General features: G+C 57.8%; 22 protein-coding genes. 10 read left to right on the top strand and 12 right to left on the bottom strand.

Annotated elements, in window-relative coordinates; genetic code table 11:
• Nucleotides 1-91: 91 nt before the first annotated feature.
• Together AC1DIN_RS09675 and AC1DIN_RS09670 are read left to right on the top strand one after the other, a co-directional pair.
• Entirely contained in the window at nucleotides 92-907 is an 816-nt protein-coding gene (locus tag AC1DIN_RS09675) for a nucleotide-binding protein (protein ID WP_476809590.1), read from the top strand.
• 53 nt (nucleotides 908-960) lie between these two features.
• Nucleotides 961-1,758 carry a hypothetical protein gene (locus tag AC1DIN_RS09670; protein ID WP_476809589.1) on the top strand — a complete coding sequence of 266 codons (798 nt, stop codon included), beginning with the start codon at nucleotides 961-963 and terminating at the stop codon, nucleotides 1,756-1,758.
• 34 nt (nucleotides 1,759-1,792) lie between these two features.
• Here the strand turns inward: AC1DIN_RS09670 and AC1DIN_RS09665 are convergent, their stop codons facing one another.
• Both AC1DIN_RS09665 and AC1DIN_RS09660 read right to left on the bottom strand, forming a co-directional pair.
• Nucleotides 1,793-2,173, bottom strand: a complete 381-nt coding sequence (locus tag AC1DIN_RS09665) for a hypothetical protein (protein WP_476809588.1) — start codon at nucleotides 2,171-2,173, stop codon at nucleotides 1,793-1,795.
• Between the two features lie 263 nt (nucleotides 2,174-2,436).
• Nucleotides 2,437-2,715 carry a hypothetical protein gene (locus AC1DIN_RS09660; RefSeq protein WP_476809587.1) on the bottom strand — a complete coding sequence of 93 codons (279 nt, stop codon included), beginning with the start codon at nucleotides 2,713-2,715 and terminating at the stop codon, nucleotides 2,437-2,439.
• Nucleotides 2,716-2,784: 69 nt separating this feature from the next.
• On the opposite strand from AC1DIN_RS09660, the gene mobF reads away from it, so the two are divergent.
• The gene (gene mobF, locus AC1DIN_RS09655) at nucleotides 2,785-6,558 is read left to right on the top strand and encodes a MobF family relaxase (RefSeq protein WP_476809586.1); all 3,774 of its coding nucleotides are present in this window, start codon (nucleotides 2,785-2,787) and stop codon (nucleotides 6,556-6,558) included.
• 10 nt (nucleotides 6,559-6,568) lie between these two features.
• Nucleotides 6,569-6,868 carry a hypothetical protein gene (locus tag AC1DIN_RS09650; RefSeq protein WP_476809585.1) on the top strand — a complete coding sequence of 100 codons (300 nt, stop codon included), beginning with the start codon at nucleotides 6,569-6,571 and terminating at the stop codon, nucleotides 6,866-6,868.
• 130 nt (nucleotides 6,869-6,998) lie between these two features.
• Here AC1DIN_RS09650 and AC1DIN_RS09645 read toward each other — a convergent pair whose 3' ends face one another.
• The 5 genes from AC1DIN_RS09645 to AC1DIN_RS09625 all read right to left on the bottom strand — a co-directional run bounded on the left by AC1DIN_RS09645 (nucleotide 6,999) and on the right by AC1DIN_RS09625 (nucleotide 10,649).
• Complete coding sequence (locus AC1DIN_RS09645) at nucleotides 6,999-7,151, bottom strand: WGR domain-containing protein (RefSeq protein WP_476809584.1); 153 nt, start codon at nucleotides 7,149-7,151, stop codon at nucleotides 6,999-7,001.
• Between the two features lie 739 nt (nucleotides 7,152-7,890).
• Complete coding sequence (locus tag AC1DIN_RS09640; protein WP_476809583.1) at nucleotides 7,891-8,682, bottom strand: metallophosphoesterase; 792 nt, start codon at nucleotides 8,680-8,682, stop codon at nucleotides 7,891-7,893.
• Between the two features lie 100 nt (nucleotides 8,683-8,782).
• On the bottom strand, nucleotides 8,783-9,406 hold the full coding sequence (locus tag AC1DIN_RS09635) for an HAD family hydrolase (RefSeq protein WP_476809746.1): 624 nt from the start codon (nucleotides 9,404-9,406) through the stop codon (nucleotides 8,783-8,785).
• 626 nt (nucleotides 9,407-10,032) lie between these two features.
• Nucleotides 10,033-10,221, bottom strand: a complete 189-nt coding sequence (locus AC1DIN_RS09630; protein ID WP_476809582.1) for an antitoxin Xre/MbcA/ParS toxin-binding domain-containing protein — start codon at nucleotides 10,219-10,221, stop codon at nucleotides 10,033-10,035.
• A 272-nt stretch (nucleotides 10,222-10,493) separates the two neighbouring features.
• Nucleotides 10,494-10,649 (bottom strand): hypothetical protein, encoded by a 156-nt coding sequence (locus tag AC1DIN_RS09625; protein WP_476809581.1) that lies wholly within the window; start codon nucleotides 10,647-10,649, stop codon nucleotides 10,494-10,496.
• Nucleotides 10,650-10,790: 141 nt separating this feature from the next.
• On the opposite strand from AC1DIN_RS09625, the gene AC1DIN_RS09620 reads away from it, so the two are divergent.
• From AC1DIN_RS09620 to AC1DIN_RS09610, 3 genes are all read left to right on the top strand, one after another.
• The gene (locus tag AC1DIN_RS09620) at nucleotides 10,791-11,810 is read left to right on the top strand and encodes a hypothetical protein (protein ID WP_476809580.1); all 1,020 of its coding nucleotides are present in this window, start codon (nucleotides 10,791-10,793) and stop codon (nucleotides 11,808-11,810) included.
• Nucleotides 11,811-11,915: 105 nt separating this feature from the next.
• On the top strand, nucleotides 11,916-12,947 hold the full coding sequence (locus tag AC1DIN_RS09615; RefSeq protein ID WP_476809579.1) for a serine protease: 1,032 nt from the start codon (nucleotides 11,916-11,918) through the stop codon (nucleotides 12,945-12,947).
• A gap of 20 nt (nucleotides 12,948-12,967) precedes the next feature.
• A complete protein-coding gene (locus AC1DIN_RS09610; RefSeq protein WP_476809578.1) occupies nucleotides 12,968-13,276 on the top strand; it encodes a hypothetical protein in 309 nt (102 codons plus the stop codon).
• A gap of 261 nt (nucleotides 13,277-13,537) precedes the next feature.
• Here AC1DIN_RS09610 and AC1DIN_RS09605 read toward each other — a convergent pair whose 3' ends face one another.
• The 3 genes from AC1DIN_RS09605 to AC1DIN_RS09595 all read right to left on the bottom strand — a co-directional run bounded on the left by AC1DIN_RS09605 (nucleotide 13,538) and on the right by AC1DIN_RS09595 (nucleotide 17,816).
• Nucleotides 13,538-13,915: a hypothetical protein gene (locus AC1DIN_RS09605; RefSeq protein ID WP_476809754.1), complete on the bottom strand. Its 378-nt coding sequence runs from the start codon at nucleotides 13,913-13,915 to the stop codon at nucleotides 13,538-13,540.
• A 118-nt stretch (nucleotides 13,916-14,033) separates the two neighbouring features.
• A complete protein-coding gene (locus AC1DIN_RS09600) occupies nucleotides 14,034-15,344 on the bottom strand; it encodes a peptidoglycan recognition protein family protein (RefSeq protein WP_476809577.1) in 1,311 nt (436 codons plus the stop codon).
• A gap of 213 nt (nucleotides 15,345-15,557) precedes the next feature.
• Nucleotides 15,558-17,816 (bottom strand): caspase family protein, encoded by a 2,259-nt coding sequence (locus AC1DIN_RS09595; protein WP_476809576.1) that lies wholly within the window; start codon nucleotides 17,814-17,816, stop codon nucleotides 15,558-15,560.
• Nucleotides 17,817-17,910: 94 nt separating this feature from the next.
• Here AC1DIN_RS09595 and AC1DIN_RS09590 point away from each other — a divergent pair, with 94 nt between their 5' ends.
• Nucleotides 17,911-18,843, top strand: coding sequence for a M12 family metallopeptidase (locus AC1DIN_RS09590; RefSeq protein ID WP_476809575.1), 933 nt, complete (start codon nucleotides 17,911-17,913; stop codon nucleotides 18,841-18,843).
• A gap of 490 nt (nucleotides 18,844-19,333) precedes the next feature.
• Here the strand turns inward: AC1DIN_RS09590 and AC1DIN_RS09585 are convergent, their stop codons facing one another.
• Nucleotides 19,334-19,720, bottom strand: a complete 387-nt coding sequence (locus AC1DIN_RS09585) for a type II toxin-antitoxin system VapC family toxin (RefSeq protein ID WP_476809574.1) — start codon at nucleotides 19,718-19,720, stop codon at nucleotides 19,334-19,336.
• A gap of 37 nt (nucleotides 19,721-19,757) precedes the next feature.
• Nucleotides 19,758-19,958: a FitA-like ribbon-helix-helix domain-containing protein gene (locus tag AC1DIN_RS09580; protein WP_476809573.1), complete on the bottom strand. Its 201-nt coding sequence runs from the start codon at nucleotides 19,956-19,958 to the stop codon at nucleotides 19,758-19,760.
• Nucleotides 19,959-20,978: 1,020 nt separating this feature from the next.
• On the opposite strand from AC1DIN_RS09580, the gene AC1DIN_RS09575 reads away from it, so the two are divergent.
• Together AC1DIN_RS09575 and AC1DIN_RS09570 are read left to right on the top strand one after the other, a co-directional pair.
• Nucleotides 20,979-21,971 carry an Abi family protein gene (locus AC1DIN_RS09575; protein WP_476809572.1) on the top strand — a complete coding sequence of 331 codons (993 nt, stop codon included), beginning with the start codon at nucleotides 20,979-20,981 and terminating at the stop codon, nucleotides 21,969-21,971.
• Nucleotides 21,971-22,765, top strand: coding sequence for a hypothetical protein (locus AC1DIN_RS09570; RefSeq protein WP_476809571.1), 795 nt, complete (start codon nucleotides 21,971-21,973; stop codon nucleotides 22,763-22,765). Before AC1DIN_RS09575 ends, AC1DIN_RS09570 begins: the two co-directional genes overlap by 1 nt.
• Nucleotides 22,766-22,922 lie beyond the last annotated feature (157 nt).

Here is a 22,922-nt window from a genome sequence, read left to right as displayed (position 1 = left end):
GCGCTTGGTTCCAACAAATGGAAACCCGCGAAAGATCTCGGTGGTGGCCACGCTGCGAGCCGAGCACAAACAGTGAGAAAGACAACCTAAAATGGCTAAGATCGATAGGGCGAAAGGCAAGCGCAAGCGGTGTGCGCTCATCGTTTCCGAAAAGGGGGGCGTGGGAAAGAGTACCAAGGCCCGCGCTCTGATCGACCAACTGCGTTACGAAAATCTCATCGTAGCCGCATATGATGCGGATGGATCTGTGGGCGCGTTAGTACGTGTGCTCGGCACTCGTAACGAAGACGGCCGCATTTCCCCGGAGCAGGATCCGGTGCAGGGCGTCGGCTACTATAACGTTCGCGCGGAGGAAGCGCGGAACAAGCTCTTGGATGCGATCGCTTCGGGAGATGAACTCATCGTCCACGATCTGGCCGGTGGTTCGCTGGCAGATTTGACGCGGATCGTGGACGGCGGCGAAGGGCTGGATGGGCTTTTGGCTGCTTTCGAAGAGCACGGGTATCGGCTCACGATCGTTCATATCCTTTCACCAGATATTGGAGCGGTGCAGTCGGTAGCCAGCTGGCTCGAGCTCGTCGGTGACAAAGTCGATCACATTGCGGTTCGGAATTGTCGGTGGGGGCGTTTGGAAGCGGACTTCCCCTTCTGGTACGGCTTCACCGATGGCAAGGGCGTCTCAAAGGGCGGAAAGACACGCGAGAAGCTGCTTGGTCTTGGCGGCATTGAGATCGATCTTCCTGGAATTCCGATTGGCACCTTTGCCAAGATTGACGCGGAAAACATGTCGTTCTCGGCAGCCGCGGCCGACGCTGCGCTGACCATTACCGAGCGAGCTCATATTGCGAAATTCCGCCGAGATTATGCCGCGGCACTTGACCCCGCACGCCACCTGCTCGGCCTCTGAACCAACGGAGCGAGGTAAATCCCTCGCTGCTTCCCGCGGATGCGAGGAACGAAATGCAGCCTGAAAACAAACTCCAATTCGACAAAGCTTGCGAGGTTATGGGTCTTGATCCCGAGGCGCGTGCGCTCGCGTGGAAGCGAATGACCGATCTTGGGCTACCGCCGAGCGATCCGACAAATGTCCTGCTCGCGGTCAGTGGCCTCCTCGAAAAGGCCGCCGACACCCTGCCGACGGCTATTCGCTCGATTCCAAAGGTGATCGAGGAGGCGAGCAGGCGGGCTGTCGGGCCTGTGGCCGCGGCAGCGACGGCTCAAGTTGAGGCTGCCCATGCCAGGCTGAATGCGAGCGTAGGAGCATCAGTGGCCGCCGCGGCTGCGGCCCATCTGAAAGAAATTGAAAAGAACCGGAAGCTGGAAGCCAGCCTCAGCCTTGTCTTTATCGGCACCGTGACTGCGCTTGTCTGCGTTTTTTGCGGTTGGATAATCGGGAATATGTATGTGAATGGGCTGAGCGCAGAGTGGGCCGCGGTCGCGGTGCGGGGCGATAGCACCGCATGGCTCAAGCTAATTCAAGAAAATCCCAATCTTAACAGTACTATCAAGGAGTTCTGCAATCCGAACACCAGATTCTATGGTATCGTGAACGGAACTCGTGCTTGCAGTCTTCCAGTATGGCTAGATATGCCTGCTGCAACTAACGAAATTCGCATGACTTACAATACCCTTTCTGAATGGCTGACTTCCTGGAACGTATACGTTCTGGTCAGCTCTTCATTTGCGACCGGCCTTATCGGCGCCAAGGCTATCAGGTACGTGACGGCTGTGAAGCCGATCCGGTGGATTCTGAAATAGCATTGCAGCAGACACGTAGATTGATTGACGTCCTTCAAACGTCATCATCGAGCTTATGCCCGAGCGACACTTTGGATCCGGGTAGGGCGCCACTTGGCTTCATTGCTGTTTCAGATGGTTTCGGCTTCCGAGCTTGATCACGCTTCAGATCCCCCTCAGGCTTCCGCTCACGTTTCATTCTCAACGGCGTTCCTTCATTCGATCGACTCGCCTTGTTCAGATATTGCCTGAATGTTCCAAGCGTCATTCTAACGCCGTTTGCCTCAAGTCGAGCCAGAATTTCAGCATCGGTGAACCGCTTCGATTTCAACTCGCGGATCTCCGGCAGGAGATTTTTGATGGCTTCGAATATTGATGGCTGGCGCGTAGGCTCCTCCGAAGCCATCTCCCTGAGCGCCTGTTTCAGCTTGCTCAAGCCTCCCGCAATCCTGGCGTTGTTCATTTTCACACCGTCACCCTAGCATCCACATCAACATTCAATGCGAGTTCACATAATATGATATCAGCACAGCATTTTTATTCAAGACCAGGAGATACGGTTGGTACACATTGGTTACATTTATAGATCGGCCATATGAACATCTGAATGTGTGTCCGCGCGCGCTTCAGTACAACGGCTAAATTTAGGACGCATTACGCACCTGTCGTGCTCTGAAGCTAGACAGAAATCTCTTCAACTCATTGATTTAAATCATTTTCATACAGTCGCATGAGCCATTTATGAGCAAAGAACAACGCCGCATAAGCATCGATCCATCGCTCTGGGAAGCCGTAGAAGCTGCGGCCCGAGCGCGAGGTATAGCCACCAGCGCGTACATCGAGCAGGCGCTTCACCTGGCACTCGGCCCTTTCGAGATCATCCAGCGAGCAGCGGACCTGGCTCTTTCTGCTCAAGCGAGCGCGGCCGAGACGGTCGAGCGGATCAATGTCATCGCGGACTACGTCGTGGATGCACATCGGGCTAACTCGACGTCCGCGTGATTGTGACTTTCAGTCGTACAGCTATTTAACATTGAGTTCAACGCGATGATGAATTTCACGCGAGTTCAAAGCGTCGAATATTATGAAGCGCAGGCCGACATTGCGGCCACCGAGATTGAGGCCGGCGTCAACCGGTCGGGGCGCGATCAGGTCGCCTACTACACGGACAATGGCCAGGGAGAGAGCATCGGTACCTGGTGGACGCGAAGCGGAAACACCGCCCTCGCTCCAGGCCTTTCGCCATTCCGTTCCTGTCGCGACGGGCACGAAGTTGATGGTCGTGTGTTGCGCGATCTGGCGTCCGGACGCGACCCGGGTACACGTCAGTCGCTCGTCAAGAACAGCGCCAACGGCAAACGCACAGCTGGCTTCGACGTCCAGATCAGTGCGCCAAAGTCCGTTTCATTGCTGGCAGCCTTTGGCGACGACGCCATGCGCGCGAAGGTCTTCTCCGCCCATGATCGCGCGTTCAGGCGGGCCCTGGATTTCATCTTCGACGACGGGCTGATTGATGCTCGCCAAGGCAAGGCTGGTCAGGGCCCTCGCAATCCGCCGGCCGAGGTAGCAGCTGCCGTCTATCGTCACTTCACGTCGCGCGCGAAGGATCCGCAGCTGCATAGCCATGGCGTCCTTGTGAACCTGGCTGTTCGCGCGGATGGTACGACGGGTGGAATCGATAATTCGACGATCATGAAATACCGCGGTGCGGTCGCCGCTCTCTATCGATCCGAACTCGCGAGCGAGCTCCGGCGCGAACTTGGCATCGAGGTCGAGGCAAAAGGGCGCAACTTCGAGATCGCAGGGGTATCCGAACAGGTCGTTGAACTCTTTTCGAAGCGTCGCGCCCAGATCGAGAAAATCGCACGCGACATGGGCTTCGACACCGAGGCTAATCGGACTGCTGCGCAGCTGGCTGCTTATTCGAGCCGCGACACGAAGGACCGTGAGACGCCCCTAAGCGAGCTGGAGGAAAAATGGGTTCGGGAGCTGCTGGATGCTGGCTGGAACCCAGCCGCATTATTCCAATCGGTCAGGGTCATGTCGGATCACGTGCGCCTGCAGCGCGAGGCAGAAGGTGAGAAGGCACAACGACTGAGAGGCCTCGCTGTCGCAGCCATCGACGCTATGAGCGAGCACGACGCTGTCTTCACCCGTGCCGATGTCCTGCGCGAGGTGACTGAGGCGGTTCAGTGCGAGCTGTCTGCGAATGAAGCCCTAGAGGTTGTCAGCGAGCTCGAGAGGTCAGGCGCCATCATCAAGCTCGGTCTCGACGATTCCAGGCAGCCTGTGTTTTCGACCGCGGCGCTGATTGATGCTGAGCGCAGAATGCTCGCTCAGGCCATTGAGAGCCAAAACAGCCGGGATTTCGTCAATACCGAGACGCTTGAACGCGCCCTCGCCGCCCGCACGACCATGGCGGACGAGCAGAAGCGGGCGGTACGGCACGCGCTGAATCGGGACGGCATCTCCATCGTTGAAGGCTCCGCTGGCGCGGGGAAGAGCTTCGCCATGGCAGCCGTGGCCGAGGTCTCTCGGGAGTGCGGCAAAGAGGTGCGGCCGATAGCTCCAAGTTGGAAGGCGGTCGACGTTATTCGAACCGACACAGAAACCGCCGAGGAGATGGCTCGGGCAGTTTCGGGTTTCCTGAACCAGGTTGAGACGGGGAAGATCGTCCTCGGACCAAACACCGTCATCATTGCCGACGAAGCCGGCATGATCGGTACGCTCGACATGGCCAGGCTCGTCGCCGCGGCAACCAACGCTGGCAGCAAGCTCGTCCTCACTGGCGACTCCAAGCAGCTGCAGCCTGTTGCGGCCGGTGCTCCTCTCGTCGCTCTCAGTCGGACCATCGGGGCCAGCCGCATGGACGAAATCCGTAGGCAAAAGGGGCGCAATGAGGCCGAGGGTCTATGGATGCGCGCCGCCTCCAAGGATTTCGCCGTCGGCGACCCTATCCGTGCGCTCGAGGCTTACGATCGCGCCGGGGCAATAAACTGGGCGGAAGATCGCGACGAGTCGATCAAGCAGCTGGTCGATGACTATTGCGGCGACCTGGAGGCTCAAGGTGGCGCGACATCGACGCGCGCCATTCTCAGCGGCTGGAATCTGGACGTCCGCGAAATCAATTCGCAGATCCGCGCCGTGCTGCAGAGCAAGGGCCAGCTTCAGGATGAAATCCTGGTGCCGGTGCTTCCCCGAGGCTCGAAGGAGGTCGACGATCTGGCGTTCGCCGCAGGCGACAGGATCATTTTCGGCGAAACCGTCGAGCTTGATGGCGTGACCATCCGAAATGCCGACCTTGGCGAGATCGTATCAATCTCGAAGGAGGCGGATCCGCAAATTATGGTCCGACTGCAGAAGGACGGTGGCCGAGACGTCACTGCCCGAATGAGCGAGCTTGTCGGCCGCCGCAAGGATGGCGAACCGGCCGTTCCGAAGATCCAGCACTCGTACGCGATGACAATTCACGCCAGCCAGGGCGTCACCGTAGATCACTGTTACGTCGCCAATCTGCGAGGGATGGGCCGGGAATCCACCTATGTCGCGATGACGCGCCACCGCCAGACCGCGCGGCTGTACACCGACACATCTCGCATTCGCGACAGGCTTGAGGCCAATCAGCCCGGCAAGATGCTGACCGGTAAGCAGCAAACCACGACGCTCGAGCTTGAAGACCGCGCGATCGGCGTCAGCGATGCCGAGGTCCGGAAAGCGCTCATGGACGAGGTCAAAAAGAGCGACCTCAAAATGAACCCGTCCGATTTCGTCGCGGACATCAGACAGTTTGTGGCTGCTCCCCCTGCCATCACTGAGCCGGCGCTGGCCTTCGTCGACGGCAAACGTGTCGCCCCAAAGCTTGCTGCGGTCGAGGCTGAGCAGGCCGAGCCGACGCCGGCTGAGCAACTGAAAATTCGAATGGAAGCGCGGATGAATTCGCCGGCGGTCTATCCCGTGCCGCCTGCGAATTCATCCGCGATCGAGCCCACACAGGCCGGGATGAACGTTGAGGCCAACCCAGGAACCGCAACCCAAAATCATGAGCGAAGCAATGACCGAGACAGCCGAGATCGAAGCGCCGCCCGCATCGAGCTTGCCCCAAATCCACGACCAAAGCAGCGCGACCGAAGCGTTCGGGACAATCTACGAGTCGCCTACTCTCTCGCGTTTGCCCCGGGACGTGAGGCCAAGTCCCTCAACGGTCTGCGAAACCTGTCCAGCAGCCGTATGGTACGCCTTGCCGGGCGAGCTGCGGGCCTTTTGCAGGGTGATGCACGTCGAGGTCTACAGCAACAAGGAGAAGAACGATCTTCAAGCCTGCGACGGCCGGGAAATGGCGATCGAGCAACTGCTCGCCAAGCAGCAGGCCGCATAGCCCAGTTCGACAAGGTGATGGTCGAGACGCAGAACCTTTTGAAGGTCGCCACTCAACAATTGGGCGGCAATCTTCTGAGGTCGCGGAATTCGAACCGGGATCACGAGGTGCAATTCGGAGGCAGCGCCGGAAAGGTGCTGATCTCTAAATCCGCAACAACCGGCCGTTGGTCCTGGTCGACAATAGCAGGCAGCACCATGCGCGGTGTCGCGGACCTTGTCGCCCGAGTGAAGGAGACCTCCCCACCCCAGGCAATCATATGGCTGCGCGACCGCACGCGGCTGACGACGGTCAATCCGATAGCCCGGGCTCTGGAATCTTCGCCGACCGAAATTGCGCGGCGCCGAATTGATTTTATCATCGGCAAGACGACGGCCGCGGAGGTCGAGAAGGCTAAGGCTCCCGATCGCGGCCGCGGATCACGCCACGACGGGTTGTCGATGTGAGGCGCGACCAGTGGCTAACAGCATCCTCTTGATGGTGAAAAACCAGCTTCGCTCCAACCTTCATGATCTCAATCACGAAATCTCGGAGGAGGATGCCCTTCGGTTGGCCCGTTTTCTGCTCGACGACCTCGATGCCGCTCGCTGGCGTGTTGTGCCAGCAAACCCCACCAAGGAAATGGTCGACGCATCGCTGACCGCCATGCGCAAGAGCCGCAAACGTGAAGTCTGGGTCAAACCGAGGCAAAAGCATAAGTGGAGGCTCGCCGCAGGGATCGAAGCCTCACCTGATTGGAAAATCCAAAAGCCATAGGACGATTCCTGATCCCGATGCCTCACCGAGCGGGCAAGACCCTGCCCGTGCTCTGACCTACGCGCCCTGGTAGCCGCGCCGCATCTTCTGCCGCACCAAGTCGGTGAGAGCCACATGCCCTTCCTGCTCGCTACGGATCGAAGCGGAGCTGCCCTCCTCGCCCGATGCGTCCCCATTCGCGCCAAAGCGTCCAGCCGCCGAACAGATCCGGCTGCACCTCCATCCGATAGAAGCGGTTCATGTTGCAGCTGGCATCTGACCGCGTCAGGTAATTTCTACTCATCGCTCCTGCTTCCAGCATCGCGCCTGAGATCGAAAGCCGACCTCCGTTATCACTGAACTATCGACAGGAATTGTCAGCACAGTCCCGGAAGGGGCGCGCGTCAAACCCCAATAGTGAGCAGAAAGCCTTTTCGCACCAGATTTCAGCCACGGGGCTCATTTAAAGCATCAGAATCGCCGGTTCTAGCCGACCCCGCGCGCTAAACCTCGGTATCCGGCGTGCAATCCGCATCCCAAATCTGACTAGGGCGCGCGTCAAACCCTAATAGGGAGCCGACGGCATCCGACCACCGGATTCAGCCCCAATAGGGCTCGTTTGAGCGCAACAATCCCCGGTTCCGCGCGACCCTGCGCGCCAAACCTCGGTATGTGCGCGCCAAACCCTAATAGGGGGCGGAGGGCTTCAGAGCGCCCAAGGTAGCCATTGGCGGGGCTCATTTGGAGCGATGGGGTGCCGGTTGCGGGCGACCCCGCGCGCTAAACCTTGGTAGCTGGCGGCTAACCCGCGTGCCAAACCTCGCTATGCGCGCGCCAAACCCGAATAGGGAACCGACGGCATCCGAGCACCCGATCTAGGGCCCTTTTGAAATCCTAGATCGCAAGTTCCGGGCGACCCCGCGCGCTAAACCTCGGTATCAGGCCGGCGAACCCCGCGCGTTGAACCTTTGTACCATCGACCCGGCTTCATAGCGACGCGGGGCCAAACTGAAGCCATGTCGCACCTGATCCGATCCTTAGCTTCACACCTCTACGACGCAGCCGGAATCGAACCCCGGATTTTCGCGATCGCCATTGCGGCTGGGGTAGCCGGCCTGATTTGCCAGGACGCGCGTGCGACCGACGGTGTAGTCATGCGACCCGTGATCATGGCCATGGATCCAGAGCTCCGGCTGGTATTCCTCAATCAACGCGCTGAGATCCGAAACGAAGGCAGGCGACAAGGCGCTGCCCAGGTGTCTCTTCTGGACCGACTGCGGATGCGGCGCATGGTGGGTGACCACCACGGTGGATCCGTCATGTGGCTTGGCGAGCTCGCCGCGGATGAATGCAAGGTCGAGCCGATGTTCAGCCGCGGCGTGCCAGGGCATGAAGCGGCTGTAGTGGCCGCTCTCCTCCCGATAGCGAATGAGACGGTGATCGTTCAGCTCCTGCCCGGCGAAGACCATCGAAGGCTTCGGCGTCCCGAGGAGCCGGTAGTCCGTCCAAAGCGTACAGCCTATAAAGCGTACCTGCCTAATGATCACTGCTCGGCGATGCAGCAGATGGATGCCAACCTTGTCAGCGAGCTCGCCCCCAGCCGCCAGGCTGCTCTTCAGCTCGCTCTTGTAGAACTCGTGATTGCCGGCGACGTAGATGATTTCACGGTCACGGAGCGGACCGGCTTCCCGTTGCTGCACCAACCACTCGATCGCAGCAGTGATCGGCTTGTGCACATCGCCGGCGAAGACGGCGACGTCGAATTCCGGCATCGGCTTGGCGAACTGAAACAGGCCGAATTCGAGATGCAGATCGGAAATCACCAACAGGCGCATCCTGCCCTTCCCTCAATTCACCGGGATGCTGGCGGAGTGCGTCCCTCACCGGCTTGATTCTCGCCGCTCCAGAGTGGAGTGCGATGAAGGCTGGCGAGACTCAAGCATGGCGTTGTGAAAGAGCGGCGCGCTCGAGGAATTCGGCGACCGGTTGCGACGCTCCGGGCGCGGTCCCCTGAGCCAGTCCGGCTTCGAATTCGTCAATGTGTATCGCGAACAGTCCAGCACTCCGCGGACCGTCGACGTCAGCCTCTACGGTGTCTCCGACGAAAAGGACCTGGTGCGGCTCCAGACCGAGCCGCTCGCAGACCAGCTGGTAAATTGCGGGCTGGGGTTTCATCAGCCCCACCTCGAACGACAGAACGACCGCTTCCGGCCCATCAGGCAGGCAATCAAGCAAAGCGCTGGCGTATGGCGCAGCGAGATTGGAGCAGACGCCGATTTTCAGTCCGAGCCGGCGCAGCGATCTCCAAATGGTATCGATGCTTGGCCGTAGCCGCGTCGAAGCGGTTTCCGCCGACAAGTCAGCCTCCAACTCCGCAAGCCGCGCCTCGTCTGTGATCGTCGCGAGATCCTCTGCAATATCGCGCAGGCTCATCGGAGTGGTGAGTGCCTGCGTTGCCGCCTTCGATGAACTGGCATCGCGGAGGAGAGCTCTGAACGGCCGGCGCTTGTCGCCAATTTCGACGAGCGTTCCGGACCCGTCGAAGCAGACCGCCTTGATCTGCGGACGAGCGTCTTTCCAAATCAGATCTTTATCGGTGTACTTCGTGAAGTTCTCGTCACCTAATTGCTGCGACGTCGCCGCGCACAGCGAGCTGATCGTCGAGTGTTCCTAATAGGAGATCGATGGCGGCCCGCCCGTTGAACGGCGCTGTCGTGCTGGCGTCAAAAAGCCAATCTCGTTGTTGATCCGGTGCTGCGAAAAGATGTTGCAGATCCTCATAAAGGCCAGGAGAGCCGCATGAGGACGGCGGTGTCGAGGACGAGCGGACCGTGCGACCGCGCGATGTTCGCCCACTCTTCAAACTGAGCCGCGTCGCATTGCAGAAGAGCGAGCCGGTCAGTCGAGGACAATTCCCAGCGATCCGCGATGTTCAAGAACGTGCGGAGCCCCGGCGCGCTTACACTGGTGCTATCTTCAGATGACCTTTCCATTCTTCCTATCCCAGCAGATCTATGCCCCTTACCCCATTGCAGTAGCAGATTGCAGAGACCGTTGGTTCCTCGCGCTGCCGCTATTCTCGATTAGGACTAGTCAGGCTCTAGTGCGCCGCGAAGGCACCCCAACATCGTTGCGCGGCCTTCTGCCTGATCGCAGCGTGATAGCTCAAGGAGGGACACCCCAATCTATCTTCGCCAAAATGCTTCGACTTTTCTGGCTCCCTCCTCTGTTTCCACCATTGAGATTGGTGTTTTATTATTGAGGACGGTCGTCGGGCGACTAAGCCAGCGGCGGGCCTTCTCTGGATCGCCCAAGGTGTCGTTGGCTAAGGCCGTGACACGAGAGCGTCGGGCATCGCGTTCCAGGTCTTTCATCTCATCCCCGTAGCTAAAGGCCTCGTCAGTTCGACACCTCGACCACCAGGCTCTCGTCAAACGCCGAATTGGAGAACAAGGCTTCGGCTGGATTGCAGAGGATCCGTGTTCCGCCTGGCCGGCGCAAGTCGATGCTGTGATGGACAGGCCCAGTTCCAGCCGGGCAAGAAGCCGTCGATCGGGCCGCCAGTCAGGGACCGTGTCGTTGGCCGCGGATGGGCGCGAGTGCCAGGTGCTGGTGCTATAGGCGGCAGCGGCAGAACGCTCCGGAATCACAGGGTGCGGAACATGCCCGTGTCCAGCGCACAGACGAGCATGACTCCACGCTGCGACTGACTGCGGTCTTGGCCATCGATGCCGATGTCGGGCGCAAAAAGCGTCGACGATCCCTGCGGGATAGCCCAGGTCGAACGCGCCAGATTGTCCATGCGACTTCCCCATCGGAAAGGTATTCTTGAAAGGAATCCGACTAGCGTCATCAATACCGGCGCTTAGCGAGAGCTTAACTGCTGTTGACATTCCGCAGAGGCATGCGTGTAATGCTTCTGGGCATGTTGGGAGCTGACCTAATGGACAGCAGACGTCAAGTTCTGCGGCTAGGATTTGTCGGCCTGTCCGCCATCATCACGGAATCGACGGCACAGACGATTGGAGGCAAACTCCTGTCGACAAGCCAGAAGCTTGGCGCTGAAGCGGCGTTGAAGGATGCCGCACGGTCCGGACTGTTGCCAGGCACGCCAGCAAAACTGTCACAGACCGACGCGATGCTGAGCTTGGTCGAGGCTCTTGATGGTGCGCTCGTGAGATCCGCAGCAGGCGATCGAGAAGCTGACGATTTAGCTCAGCGGATCGGCCAATCTCTCGCTGAAATGAACCGGTCGTTACGGGACGGTAAGTCCGACACAGGTGGCGTCAACTACGATCCCGAAACAAAAATGATCGAGGACACGGCACGCGCTCGTCGTTGGACGCTGGACCTTCTGGCCGGCGAGTACATTCGGCTGTTCCGGACGGCCGAAATCCGCCCGGAGCGCAAGGATGAGCTGAACGCGGTGGCGCGACGCATTATTTCTGCGGGTTCCCGCGGTAGATATGCAGAGGTCGAAAAGGAGAGTGGCGTTCCGTGGTATGTTATCGGATCGCTGCATTACCGCGAAGCATCACTCAACTTTCTCGGTCATCTGCACAACGGCGACCCGTTAAGATACAAAACGCTGAACGTCCCCAGCGGCAGGCCTCGCGACTGGCCGCCATCAAAGTGGGCGCGGGAGACTCCGCCGAGAACATGGAATGATCGTGACGCCTGGCGCGAGAGTGCCTTGGACGCATTGAGACAACTTCCCAAGGATGGCAGGTGGACGATCCCAGAAATGCTATTTGCCTTCGAAGTTTATAACGGGATGGGTTATCGGGATCACCCGGGGTTTCGGTCGCCTTATCTATGGGGATACACGAAGCATTATACGAAAGGCGGCTTTCCGCGGGACCACGTCTGGTCTCCGACATATGTCTCAAAGCAAGCCGGGTTGGCTGCAGTGATCAAGACGATCGCTATGCACGAGCCGGGGCTCGTTGCTCTTAACGCATGATCTATCATAACAATCGATTTGGTGCGGGTACTAGGAAGCGGCTGATTTCTGATCAAGCCGGTGGAAAGCGACCTTCGGCAAAAATAATTCTCCGGGGAGTGTCAGATGTTTTCGCATTTTGTGACCAAATTGCTGGCCGGAATTTGCTTTGCTTCTTCAATCGCATTGCCAGCTTTGGCGCAGTTCCGCGATTTCAAGATTCCTAGCAAGGCTATTTCGCCCGACCGTCTTCGCGAGATTGTCGATCCGAAGGGCATCGTCGTCCCGGATGGGCCGATCGGTCGAGGCTTCCCGGTCTCCCCGCCCGCTCCGCCAAGCCCTGCGCCAACGCCGGTTCCCCGAGCAGAGGCGCCAGCGCCTTTCGAGGCCGCTCAGGAGCGCCTGACGGAGGAGTTCAACCCTCGGGTCGTGGGCGGCGAGATGGCGTTCATCAACGAACATCCCTGGCAGGCTGCTCTGATAGTTGGGACCACGCCGCCGGAAATCCGGGTTCCGTTCTGTGGGGCCAGCATCGTAGCCCCGCAGTGGATTCTAACCGCAGCTCATTGCATGCGGGGCGTGAAAGGTTCGGCCGACGTAAACGTCGTCACCGGAACAACCTGGCCACGGTTTTCCGGTCAGGGCGATCGAATTCAGGTGACCAAAATTGTTCTGCATCCTCAATATAACAGCTCGACATATGAACACGATATCGCTCTCCTTCGCTTGGAGCGTCCCATTAAGCTGGGAAGGGTGCTTCCTCTCGCGCCCAAGGATCTAATGATTCCTGTCAATGCGCTGGTGATCGTCTCAGGCTGGGGAGCTGTCGTGCAAGGCGCGACTATGAGCGACCAGCTGCTGAAAGCCGAAATGCCGATCGTAGCGAATGCGACGTGCAACGAACCGGCCTCGTATAACGGCGCGATCAGCGCGGGCATGTTGTGCGCCGGCTACCGCGAGGGCGGCGTTGATGCCTGTCAGGGTGACAGCGGAGGCCCCCTCACAGCTCCGATCAAGGGCACTCAACATCAGATCGGGATCGTTAGTTGGGGTCGCGGATGTGCCCTCAAGCTCAAATACGGAGTCTATACGCGCGTCCCGACATATGTTGATTGGGCAAATGCCGAAATGAAGAAAACTGTCGTTGCGACTCGATAAGATTGGGGGATGGGGCAAACATGAAGAAGAAGACGATCGCCATTTGTCTTGGTTCGAGCTTGGCAATTACCGGTTGCGTTACGCCCGGTACGACGCAGAACGGAAATTGGATCCAAGATGTGCAGGTCGAGGCTATTCGGCTCTGCGAAATCCTGCCATTTGCGGAAGATCTTTCGAAGTTGGTTCCGGGCGCGTCTACTGCCGTCGCGGTCGCGGGCGTTTTCTGCAAGGCGGCTGAAAAGCTGCCGAAGGGTCGAGCCGCTGGGCCTCTGCAAGTTCAGATCGACAACACCAATGTACGTGGAGCGTTTGTCTCCGTAGGGCGGTAAGGCAGAGATCCCGTTGCGAGGCGGCCGATTGGAAGTTCAGCGGCCCCTTCACACCATTCGAGGGCGGCATGTCCAGGGCCGCCGCCCGGCCCTCCCGCGTAAGGCGCTGCAGCGCACGGCACTCCCATGGGCGGCAAAGGCTCGGACGCCGGCAGGTCATCAGGCCGCAGCGCTGTGATGACTTCGAGTTTGCAAGGTGGCCGGGACAGCCGAGGGTTAGTGATCAGCGGCAGCGGCGCAGATAAGTTTTGGCCCGGGGGGCTAGGCGACGACGATCCCGAACTCCACCAGATGGCCGCGCAGAGCGTTGATCAGCAGCGTACGCTGGCGGAAGAAGCACCGATGCGTGCGGAAAGCGACGGCCCGCGCCTGATGCCGGCGCGCGACACCATGCGGTTGAATAGAACTGCCCCCTCGAGCTTTCGCGCAGACCTGGAAGCTCCGCTTGGCGAGATCGATCGCCAAAACATGGACGTTGGACATGGCTCCTTGTCGAACGCATCTAGATGCGCTCGCAGGCACCATACGAAACCGGCCGGAGGGGGCATCCACCCCGTTAGTGCAGCCTTGAGTTTCATTTCTTGCCTTAGGTGGCCTGCTTTCCAGGCTGGATTTGAGGGCAAACTCGACGAGCGTCATGTTGCCACTGGGTGGGCAAGCCGACCGCCCCTTTGGATCGCCTTCGCGGCTGCCCTGATCTTGCCACGCGAAGCCAGGGCAGTCGCTTCGCCAAAATGGTGCGCCGTACCAGGCGGAACTAGTTGGGAGCGCGCTGATCCCGCCGGCAATCGTCACGACGGACGCGCTCGAGTACAATATCTCCGGTCAGCTGAGGGGCAAAATGATGACTTATGTCACGGCCCGTCCGGAGCCCGTGCCGCCGATCGGAGATCTTTCGCAGCGCGGCCACATCAACACCCTTCGACTGCAGAACGGCGTAGAACTGCTCGAAATTGAAGCCGATTGGATCATTGTGCCCATCATGAAGCCCGCGGTCGACCTCGCGGTGAGATACGATCGCCAAGGGTCCGTAGTCTCGATTCACCTCGTTGAATATTGTAGCTACCGTATCGTACTGAGCTGCCGTCGCGGCGTCGTTTCGGTTTGTCGCGCAGAAGTAATGCAGCTCAATGTTGAGCAAATTCCCCATCGCGCGCGATGTGGTTTGCGCGCAAGTTTCCGTCTTCGTCGCCCAGACACGGCGCTCCGAAAAAGGCCACATAGGTAAATACTCGCCGCTGGGCAAGACCACTCCGTGGCTCTTGTTCCGAGAACCCTCATCCTTCCTGTTCGCCACCCACTGCCTCATCCTTTGATCGGAAGCAGCAAAGGCGGTGCAATGCACGACAAAATGGGTGCGCGCAGTCGCGCTCGCCGAGCCGGGTACTTGCGATCGCGGTTGAGTGCCAGGCCGCTTAGGCGCAAACGCGCGATCGGCGCGGGCCTTGATCGCGCTCGACAAAGGGGTTTCTTGCTGGCGACCTGACGGGCGGGCAGCTCGGGGACTGGGGCCAGGCGGAACAATAAGGAGCTGATCCGCCGGTGCTCCACCCGGAAGCGCACCGATGGTTACTTCCACGGTGCTGGCGGCTTCCCTCGAACCGCGCGGCAGCGGAGCGTCGCCGGGTCGCGGCCGCCGCTCGCTAAGACCGGGATCCTCGCACGTCTGGAGCTCCAGCAGCTTGCAAATCTCTTGGACTAGGGCCTCTCGGCTCTCCGGCTGGAACTGCCCTGTGGGATATGCGGCGTCGAGGGTCGTGATGGTTCCGGAGGCGAAGCGGGCTACGATTGCATCGTTGACAGATACGACCTCGACCGTAAGGTCCTTTGGGTGCCGGGCAGCTTCAACCGATTGCCGCGAAAGCACGTTACCCAAACGCGAGACGACGCCAGGGACTCCGAACATAATGTCCAGCACATTGCGGCCAGGCTGCTCGGACACCAGATCAAATTGGAGATCTATCTGATTCACGCGGAGGCGCGCGCCCGTTATGTCAGCCTTCGCCCCAAAATTGAGCGCACACATGGACGCGATGATGAGAATAGCAAATGCATTCCGCGCGACCATCCTAATCTCCTATCGTGTTATTTATTCAAAGATTGACATTCCCACTGCGAATTATATGCTATCTACTCGCAGCGCCATCCAGAACTCGTAAATTTTCGCTGGCAAGCTTCAACTCTATCTAACTGAAAAGAGATCATGGAAATAAGTACGACTATGAACATAGATATACGTGAGATAAATTTTGGCTTAATTTTCATGTTATAACTCCAAAAATTAGAATCGAAGTATCTTCAATCGATTCTGAATTGTCTTTATATCCGGCTCAATTTGCATTACTCTTGGTTMAATCCTTTTGCTCTCCTGAATGGCTTTCTCTAGATCATCTCTAGATGTGACTTTGGGAACCTCCCTGCAGTCAGATTCTCCGACGCAAATAGTCGCGGTAGAATCCGACAGAGTGGTCAGATCTGTTGGGACCTGAATGTCGAGGACGAGTGCGGCGTCACCCTTCATCGACTGGGCTACTGCCGCGCGCACGGCGCGGTTCAGTGGCAATCCGCGAACTCGGACTTGGACACTGTGGGGCAAAAATCCGCCATCTTTGACTTCCTTGACATGGATGTAGACACGCGACTTTTCGTTCCCCGGCGGGGACAATAGGGATTCTACGAAGGTCCGCACCGCCGCTGCTCGGGCAAAACCGACCTTGCCGTCCCCTTTTGGATACTCAACCGCGGCCTCCGTCGCTACAATCCCGCCCAGCAGTCCAAACGCGGCGGTTAGTTGAACCAGGGAGTCTTCAGTCGGCCGGAACTCTCCATCACCAAATTGTACGGATTTCGTAACCTCCACTAGCGCCGACTCCACCAGATCTCCCGACACGAAAGCCATGCCGACAATCGGATGGCGTACCTGCAGCCAGTTCTTATTGCTGCTGGTTCGAACCACCTCAAGGAATTCGCCTGGCGCTACGGCTGAGATGACCGCTTGGCTAGCTCCGGGTCCGCTGCGGAGATTGGCACTCGATTTGGTCACCACAGCTCGATTGAGCAGCACGTCATCACCGAGAAGGCCATGCGGTCGTTCTACCGTGCCCGCCTGTGCGATCAGCGCCTTCAGATCGCCAAATGTGATCGTGCCGGTCGGCTTAGCAATCAATGCGTCCAACCTCATCGAATCTGGACCAGCGAGTTGAGCAAGCCTAACGCGGCCGAAATGCCTCAGCGCTCCATGCCGCTCATTCTCCCCTCCCTCATCACCTGGAACAAGAATCCGACTGGGCGTAGACCCTCGCGGCGCGCTTGGCGCATACGGACCAGGAAGATTTCGCTGAATCAGGCTGCCGGCACCTTCGTTCTGCGCACCATTTTGGTCATCGGGGCACCGAAGAGACCTATCAATGTCCGGGCTTTTGAGGCGCTGGATGACTTGTGGAGAATAATAGGAGAATTCGGAGAATAGCGTTAGTAATCGTAAAAATTCACAAGCCCTATATCGACTAACTTCTGCATAGTTACGGAAATTTGTGATTGGAATATTTTCAACTCCATCGAATGACTCTTTCTCTACTTCGAACTCGTTCTCCGTTGGAAATAGTATAAAAGGTGATGAAAATCGGTCATTGTGATCGGGTATCTGCCTCGTACGCGGCGGCCTCGGAGGAGGCATTGCTCTCATGCCAATTTTTACTTTTTCAAATATCTTTTGAATAGTTGCATTAAGTGTAACTACGTTGCCTCGTTTTGCGACCTCAAGTTCGCCCTGGATCGCATCTACTAACCGAGTAGTGAATTCGCCCCCAATGTCACCATTGAAACTACCATTGTATGCGGCCCGGCCCGGCATTGACGCAAATATATAGTAAGTATGGTTCTTTCCTAAGTCCCAATTTGTCGGCTCTAAAGATATATCTCCAATATTTGGATATAATTCAACAGGTCTATTTAACACTCTACTATTTAGAGAGAGAGGAAAATTAGTCCTACACGCGTCTACAATTAAAATCTTCAATTCAGGAGCAGTATCGTCAGAATTGAAAACGCTTGCAATATGATTCTCAATATCAATCGAATTCAAGGGGACGTCCTCTGCATCATTTGCCGTAAAATGAGAAGGTATTAAATAGTTCTTTTCGCCGTATCTCAGCCCATGTCCCGCGAAATAGAATGCCACGATTGCGCCTMGCCCCGTATCTAATCTGGCCTCCCGAGCATCTTTTCTAAGATCTGACAGCGCAGCAGTAATATCGTGAAAATCGATCCAGGGCTTGTTCTGGGTTTTGCTTGTCAACAAATTTACTTCAAAGCCGGCGCGCTCCAAGGTAGCGGCCATGCGCTCCGCATCTTTCGCTGCCTCCGGCAACTGAATGAGTTTTATAGATCCCCCGGTTGAATAGTTTTCAATACCAATCACCAATGCGATTCGCTTGGGCAAATTCGCCCCATCTTTTCCCGGAAACGGTATAGCGGGCGCTTGAGCGCTCGAACCCGAGGCAATCGCCATTAAGGCTAGGTACACAAGGATTCGTAGCATATCGACCTTCCGAATGCGTTATGCAATCGCCTACGCAGGTGCTACATCGTATCGTAACGTAATCTATTCACTGATACAATCATCGAGGTCGTGAGTGGGTAAGTCCTTCAAATTGCTCGTAGTTTTTCTCTTCGCATTCGTCGCGACTGACGTCGGGGCACATGATACTCGTGGTTTGGGGCACAGCTCGCTCAAGATCGGTGACCAATTCGCACGCTCCCGTATTGCCGCTTTGGCCGCTGCGCAGGCGGATCCGGATGCAAGAACTGTATACGTCAATATACTTCTTTGGGATCCTCAGCAAACCCTACGTGGTTGTTTCTTTAGCGGCTCTTCTAATGAGAAGGCGCTCTTTGTGCGAATAGCCAATCAACTTATTTCTCAAAGCGCAATTCAGCTGAAGATTGATTTTGGGACCGAACCCACATTTCGCGCTTGCAGCGCACCGGGGCGCCGTTCAGACCTGCGCGTCAGCTTCACTGATGGATGCTGCTTTGCTCACATCGGCCGCACCGCCCATGTCCGGGACGTTCAATCTGAGCCGACTATCAACCTAGAAGGCGTAATAGAGAAGGGAGCGCGGGCGGAGCAAATTGTCATTCATGAGATCATGCACGCCTTGGGCTTTGAGCATGAGCATCAAGCTCCTCACAACCCTTGTAAGTTCAATAAGGACACAATTAAGCAAAGGACAGGATGGGACGACTCGAAGTATGAAGTGAATATTGGGAGATTAAATAATGATTCGCGATTCTATACATKGGATTCATTTGATATAAATTCCATAATGAAGTACTATTTTTCACCAGATGAAATTGAAGATGGCGAATCCAGCCCGTGCTTTTCGGGGGAAAATCTAAAACCGTCTCCTCGTGACATTCGCGGCCTCAAGAGAGCATACTCTCTCCAGCGTAGCAATTTAAGTAAAGGACGGGAGAGAGCCGTCCTTTATGGGATTGGAAATGGCTCAGACCCTAAGGAAATTCGCGAGTTTGTGAAGGAGTTGCTGACGATAGAAGGTAACTAATGTTGCAAATCGCTCTCAAAGGATTGCTCGATATCCGCCCCCAGACGCTAGAAAAAGCGAGTAGCTGACAGAGGGCATTCAGAGACGCGGGCTGTAGTAGCGCTCCCGATGCGGGCCAAAGTCGCCCTCGAGCAATGAGATACCATTGGCTTTGGCGACGCGCCTAGATGCCCGATCGCGGTGCTCCGTTCGCCTGGCCAATGTTCATGATTGCCCAACGTCGCAATAACGGGTCTGTCTCCGGCCAAGTGGCGCAGGAATTGGAAACCCGCTGGGGTATTCCCCTGCCAAACATCCCGGCCGAAACCAGGACGTCGGACGCCGCCCGGCAAGGGGCAAATGCCGAGGGAAACGGGAACCCTTAAAAATGAAGATCCGATAGAACCCAGATTCTCGACGCTGCCCTGCTCTCACGATGGTTGCCTGGAAAATTTCGCCGTTCCACCAACCCTGCGGAACAGCCCGTTTGCCTCTCCGCCTTCGGGACGCTTCAGATTGCCGCCAAGGAGAGGCATTTCGATGCGGTCTCATTTGAAGCGCGCTCGGCAATCACGCGTATTAACCGGTGGTCTGCAGTTACGAATCTCGACCCAGTTCTGATCGCAGCGGCCAGATAGACGCAGTCATAAGCCGGGTGCGAAAGCTCCATTGCTAAGTTTGCGGACCGTTCCAGCAAACCTGCCATCGAGAGCAGCTCCACTCCGGAGCGTTCGAGCAGCCGCGCAGCAAGGTTGGCTTCGTTGGCTGAAAGCTCGCCGCGCTGCACTTTCTTCCCGAGGATGTTCGCACACTCCGGAATGAGAAGCTCAGGGGACGCAAGTCGGAACCGCGAACGCAGATCGACAGGGGCGTCGGACCGCCTTCTGCCACGACCCACTTTATCGCGACGCTGGCGTCAACAATCAAAGCCTCCATCAACGCTCGTCTCGGCCTTCGCGCAGGAGATCCTCAACAGGCGTCTGTTGGCGTGAAGCGGTCAGGTTCCTCAGATCGGCTGCCAAACTATCGAAATCAGGCTCGGTTTCGCCTTGCAGGGCGGGGACGCAGAATCCCTCGGTGCTCGGCTTTTGCCGAGCGGCCGTGGCGGCGGCGCGCATTTTCAGCTTGGCGATCAAGCTGTCGTCCAGGTTCCGCACATAAAGGTTTCCAAGCGTGCCATGGCTCCATTGATCTCATTAAGTCAATGGTAGCCGATCGGATCGTGTTCTCGCAGCGACGGTTCACGCGGATTTCAGCTCAGCCTCGGCAACGTTCGCCTCGTTAACCGCGGTAGAATGATCGGCCTTGCGGCTTGGCGAGACAGCTCTCTGGAAACGCCGGCCAGGGCGCGCCAAGGATTGCACCTGCAAATCGGTTCCAAGTTACCGCAGCAATATGATGCGTCGCAGCTGACGCAAAGCCACTCCCTGTTATTACCACTCCTGCGAAAATGGTAACAACCGCGCCGCCTCCTCAATCTCCGCAAATTTTGCGGCGATTACCCATCCCAATCGCCGCAAGCTGACGGTAGTGTCCAAAAACGAGCGATTTCGGACGCCTCTTCCCCTGACGTCCAAAAAATAGCTTTCGCTAATTCCGGACATGTCCGAATCTTGCACCTCCTCTTTCGGACGAAAACTTATGTCTCGCGCCTTCGCATATGTCCGAGACACCACAACCGGACAGAACACCAAGAACGAGATTCAGGAGATCGAAGCGGCTGGTTTTCGGAATATTCGATCACAAGGATGTTGTCCTGATCGACGCACGCAACGACAACGAGCCATCAGGCTCGGAGGCTTAGGGTATGAGCGGCCGGTAGAATACCGCAAACCCGACAAGCGCGCTTATCCGCCGGTTATTCACTCTAAGCGATGTTCAGATCTTGAATTCGCTGGCCACTACCCGCGGCTGTGGTAGTGTCGCAACATGCTGGGATCTTTAAGGAATTGTCAGGAATTTGCTCGGAATCACGCGGTTTCCGCTGATTTTTTTGGCGCATTTGGTCAACCATGGGCGGTTGTACGCGATTCTAATGCGGTTTCGATTGACAGCCGCGGCATCGGGCCCCATATCGTTGTTAACACGGCCGGCCCCTCTGATGCGAAAGCTCAAGGGTCGGTCTTCTTTTTTGCGCCTGGTGCACGCTAGGACGCATGCCTTACGCCAAGCCTTATCTCACTGTCGACCAGCAGCTCGCGAAGCTGCAGGGCCGCGGGCTCACAGTTACCGATGAAGACCGCGCCAAGGCCTATCTAAGCCGGATCGGCTATTACCGCCTCAGCGGCTACTGGTTCCCGTTCCGCGTCTCAACTCGCACCCGGCAACCCAACGGGCGCATGCTCACGGTCGCCGGCGACGATTTCAAGGCGGGCGTCGAGTTCCGGCATATCGTCGAGCTCTACATCTTCGACAAGAATCTCCGGCTGGTCGTCCTGGACGCCATCGAGCGGGTCGAAATCGGGCTTCGCAGCAGCATAGCGCTGCTGCTCGGCCAAAAAGGCGCCTGGGGGCACCGGGCTCCGGCTCTACTGGATGGTAAGTTCTCGCGACGAGCAGATCCGAGGACCGGCCGCATCCCGCACCAGGATTGGCTGGCCAAGCTGGACCAGGACTTTGCCAAGTCCAACGAGCAGTTCGCGAAGCATTTCCGCCAGAAATACCCCGGCGACCACGCCCCGCTCTGGATGGCCACCGAGCTGTGGGATTTCGGCATGCTGTCACGCTTTTACGCGGGCATGGCCTACAAAGACCGCCAAACAGTCGCGGCAGAGTACGGGTTGTCGGATCCGGACATTTTGGAGGCTTGGCTTCGGGCCATTAACTTCCTTCGCAACGTCTGCGCTCACCACAATCGCCTGTGGAACCGGGCGCTGGTGCTGCAGGCTGCGTTCCCCGCCGCCGGTGCGGTCCCGATGCTCGACCATCTTCTGGGCGACAGCCACAAGCAGACGCGCCTCTACGGCACTGCTGCATCCATCCGGTTTCTTCTTCTCAAGATCAATCCGACGACCACATGGCCGACCCGGCTGAAGGCCGTTTTGGACACTTTTCCGGCCGCGCCGCACATCCAGTTAGAGCAGTCTGGGTTTGAGCGTGGCTGGGAAGCCCTGCCTCTCTGGCAAATCCCCGCGGCGGGCACGCCCTAATGACGCACATCATCTCGACCGGCGACCCGGGGACGTTTGACCCTGCACTGCGCGCATTCTTCGAGGAGAGCACCGATCTCATAAACGCCTACCACGAGCGTGATGCCGAGCTGGAGGTGGATCGGCGCGCCGGCGGGATGAAGTATCTCACCGAGCGAAATCCATTCGGTGACGCCTACATGCTGTTCCGCGAACGGCTGACGGAGCTGTTCAAGGCGCGGACAGTTCGCTGCTGGCACTATACCCGACTGACCGACGATGAAATCGCTGACATCCGCATTCATGGTGTCGTCCCGGGGTCGATCGCCAGTATGGAAGCGCGGGTTGCTCGGCAAGTCGAGGCCGGACGGCTTTCAGCGGCCGACCAAGCCGCCATCAGCGCAGGGTCGCCGCTCCGCAATGCCGAGCAGGCCCAAGCCCGCCAAGGGATGTTCTGGGTAACTGATCGAGCTCTCCACCCTTCCGACAGCGGGGTTGAGCTGTTGCTGGGTCATTGGGGTGGCGAGGTCGTCTATTTCTGGCAGCAGGATGAGACGCTGATAAATCGCCTGCAACGGCTTGGAACGCCGGTCGTGCTAGAACTCGCTGTTCCGGTCGCGTTGACCAAACGCGCCTCGAGCTTCGCCGATAGTGCCCTTTCGAGTGTCGTCGAGGCACTAGGCCATCGGCCGCACATCCGGGGCATTGATGCATATCTGACCATGCCGCTTGGACCTCAGGGCATTATCGCGGTGCACACGCCGGCCGACTCGACATTCCATTCACTCGGGATGGGGCGGCCGATAGAGCAGTAAGCGAAGCGTGTATGGCTTTGCCGCACGGCGGAGCAACGTGCCGGAGGCAGTCGGTCCCGCGTCCCGCCTTCGGCGTCGCCATGCTGACGCTCCTGCGGCTACCTTGTTGAATCGGTCACATTGCGGGCGAATGGCCGCCCAGCCAGCCGGTTGATGC

Source organism: Allobosea sp. 05T438 (assembly GCF_056396025.1).
Note: the sequence above shows the minus strand (reverse complement) of the source record. Positions and strands in the feature narration are given on the sequence as shown.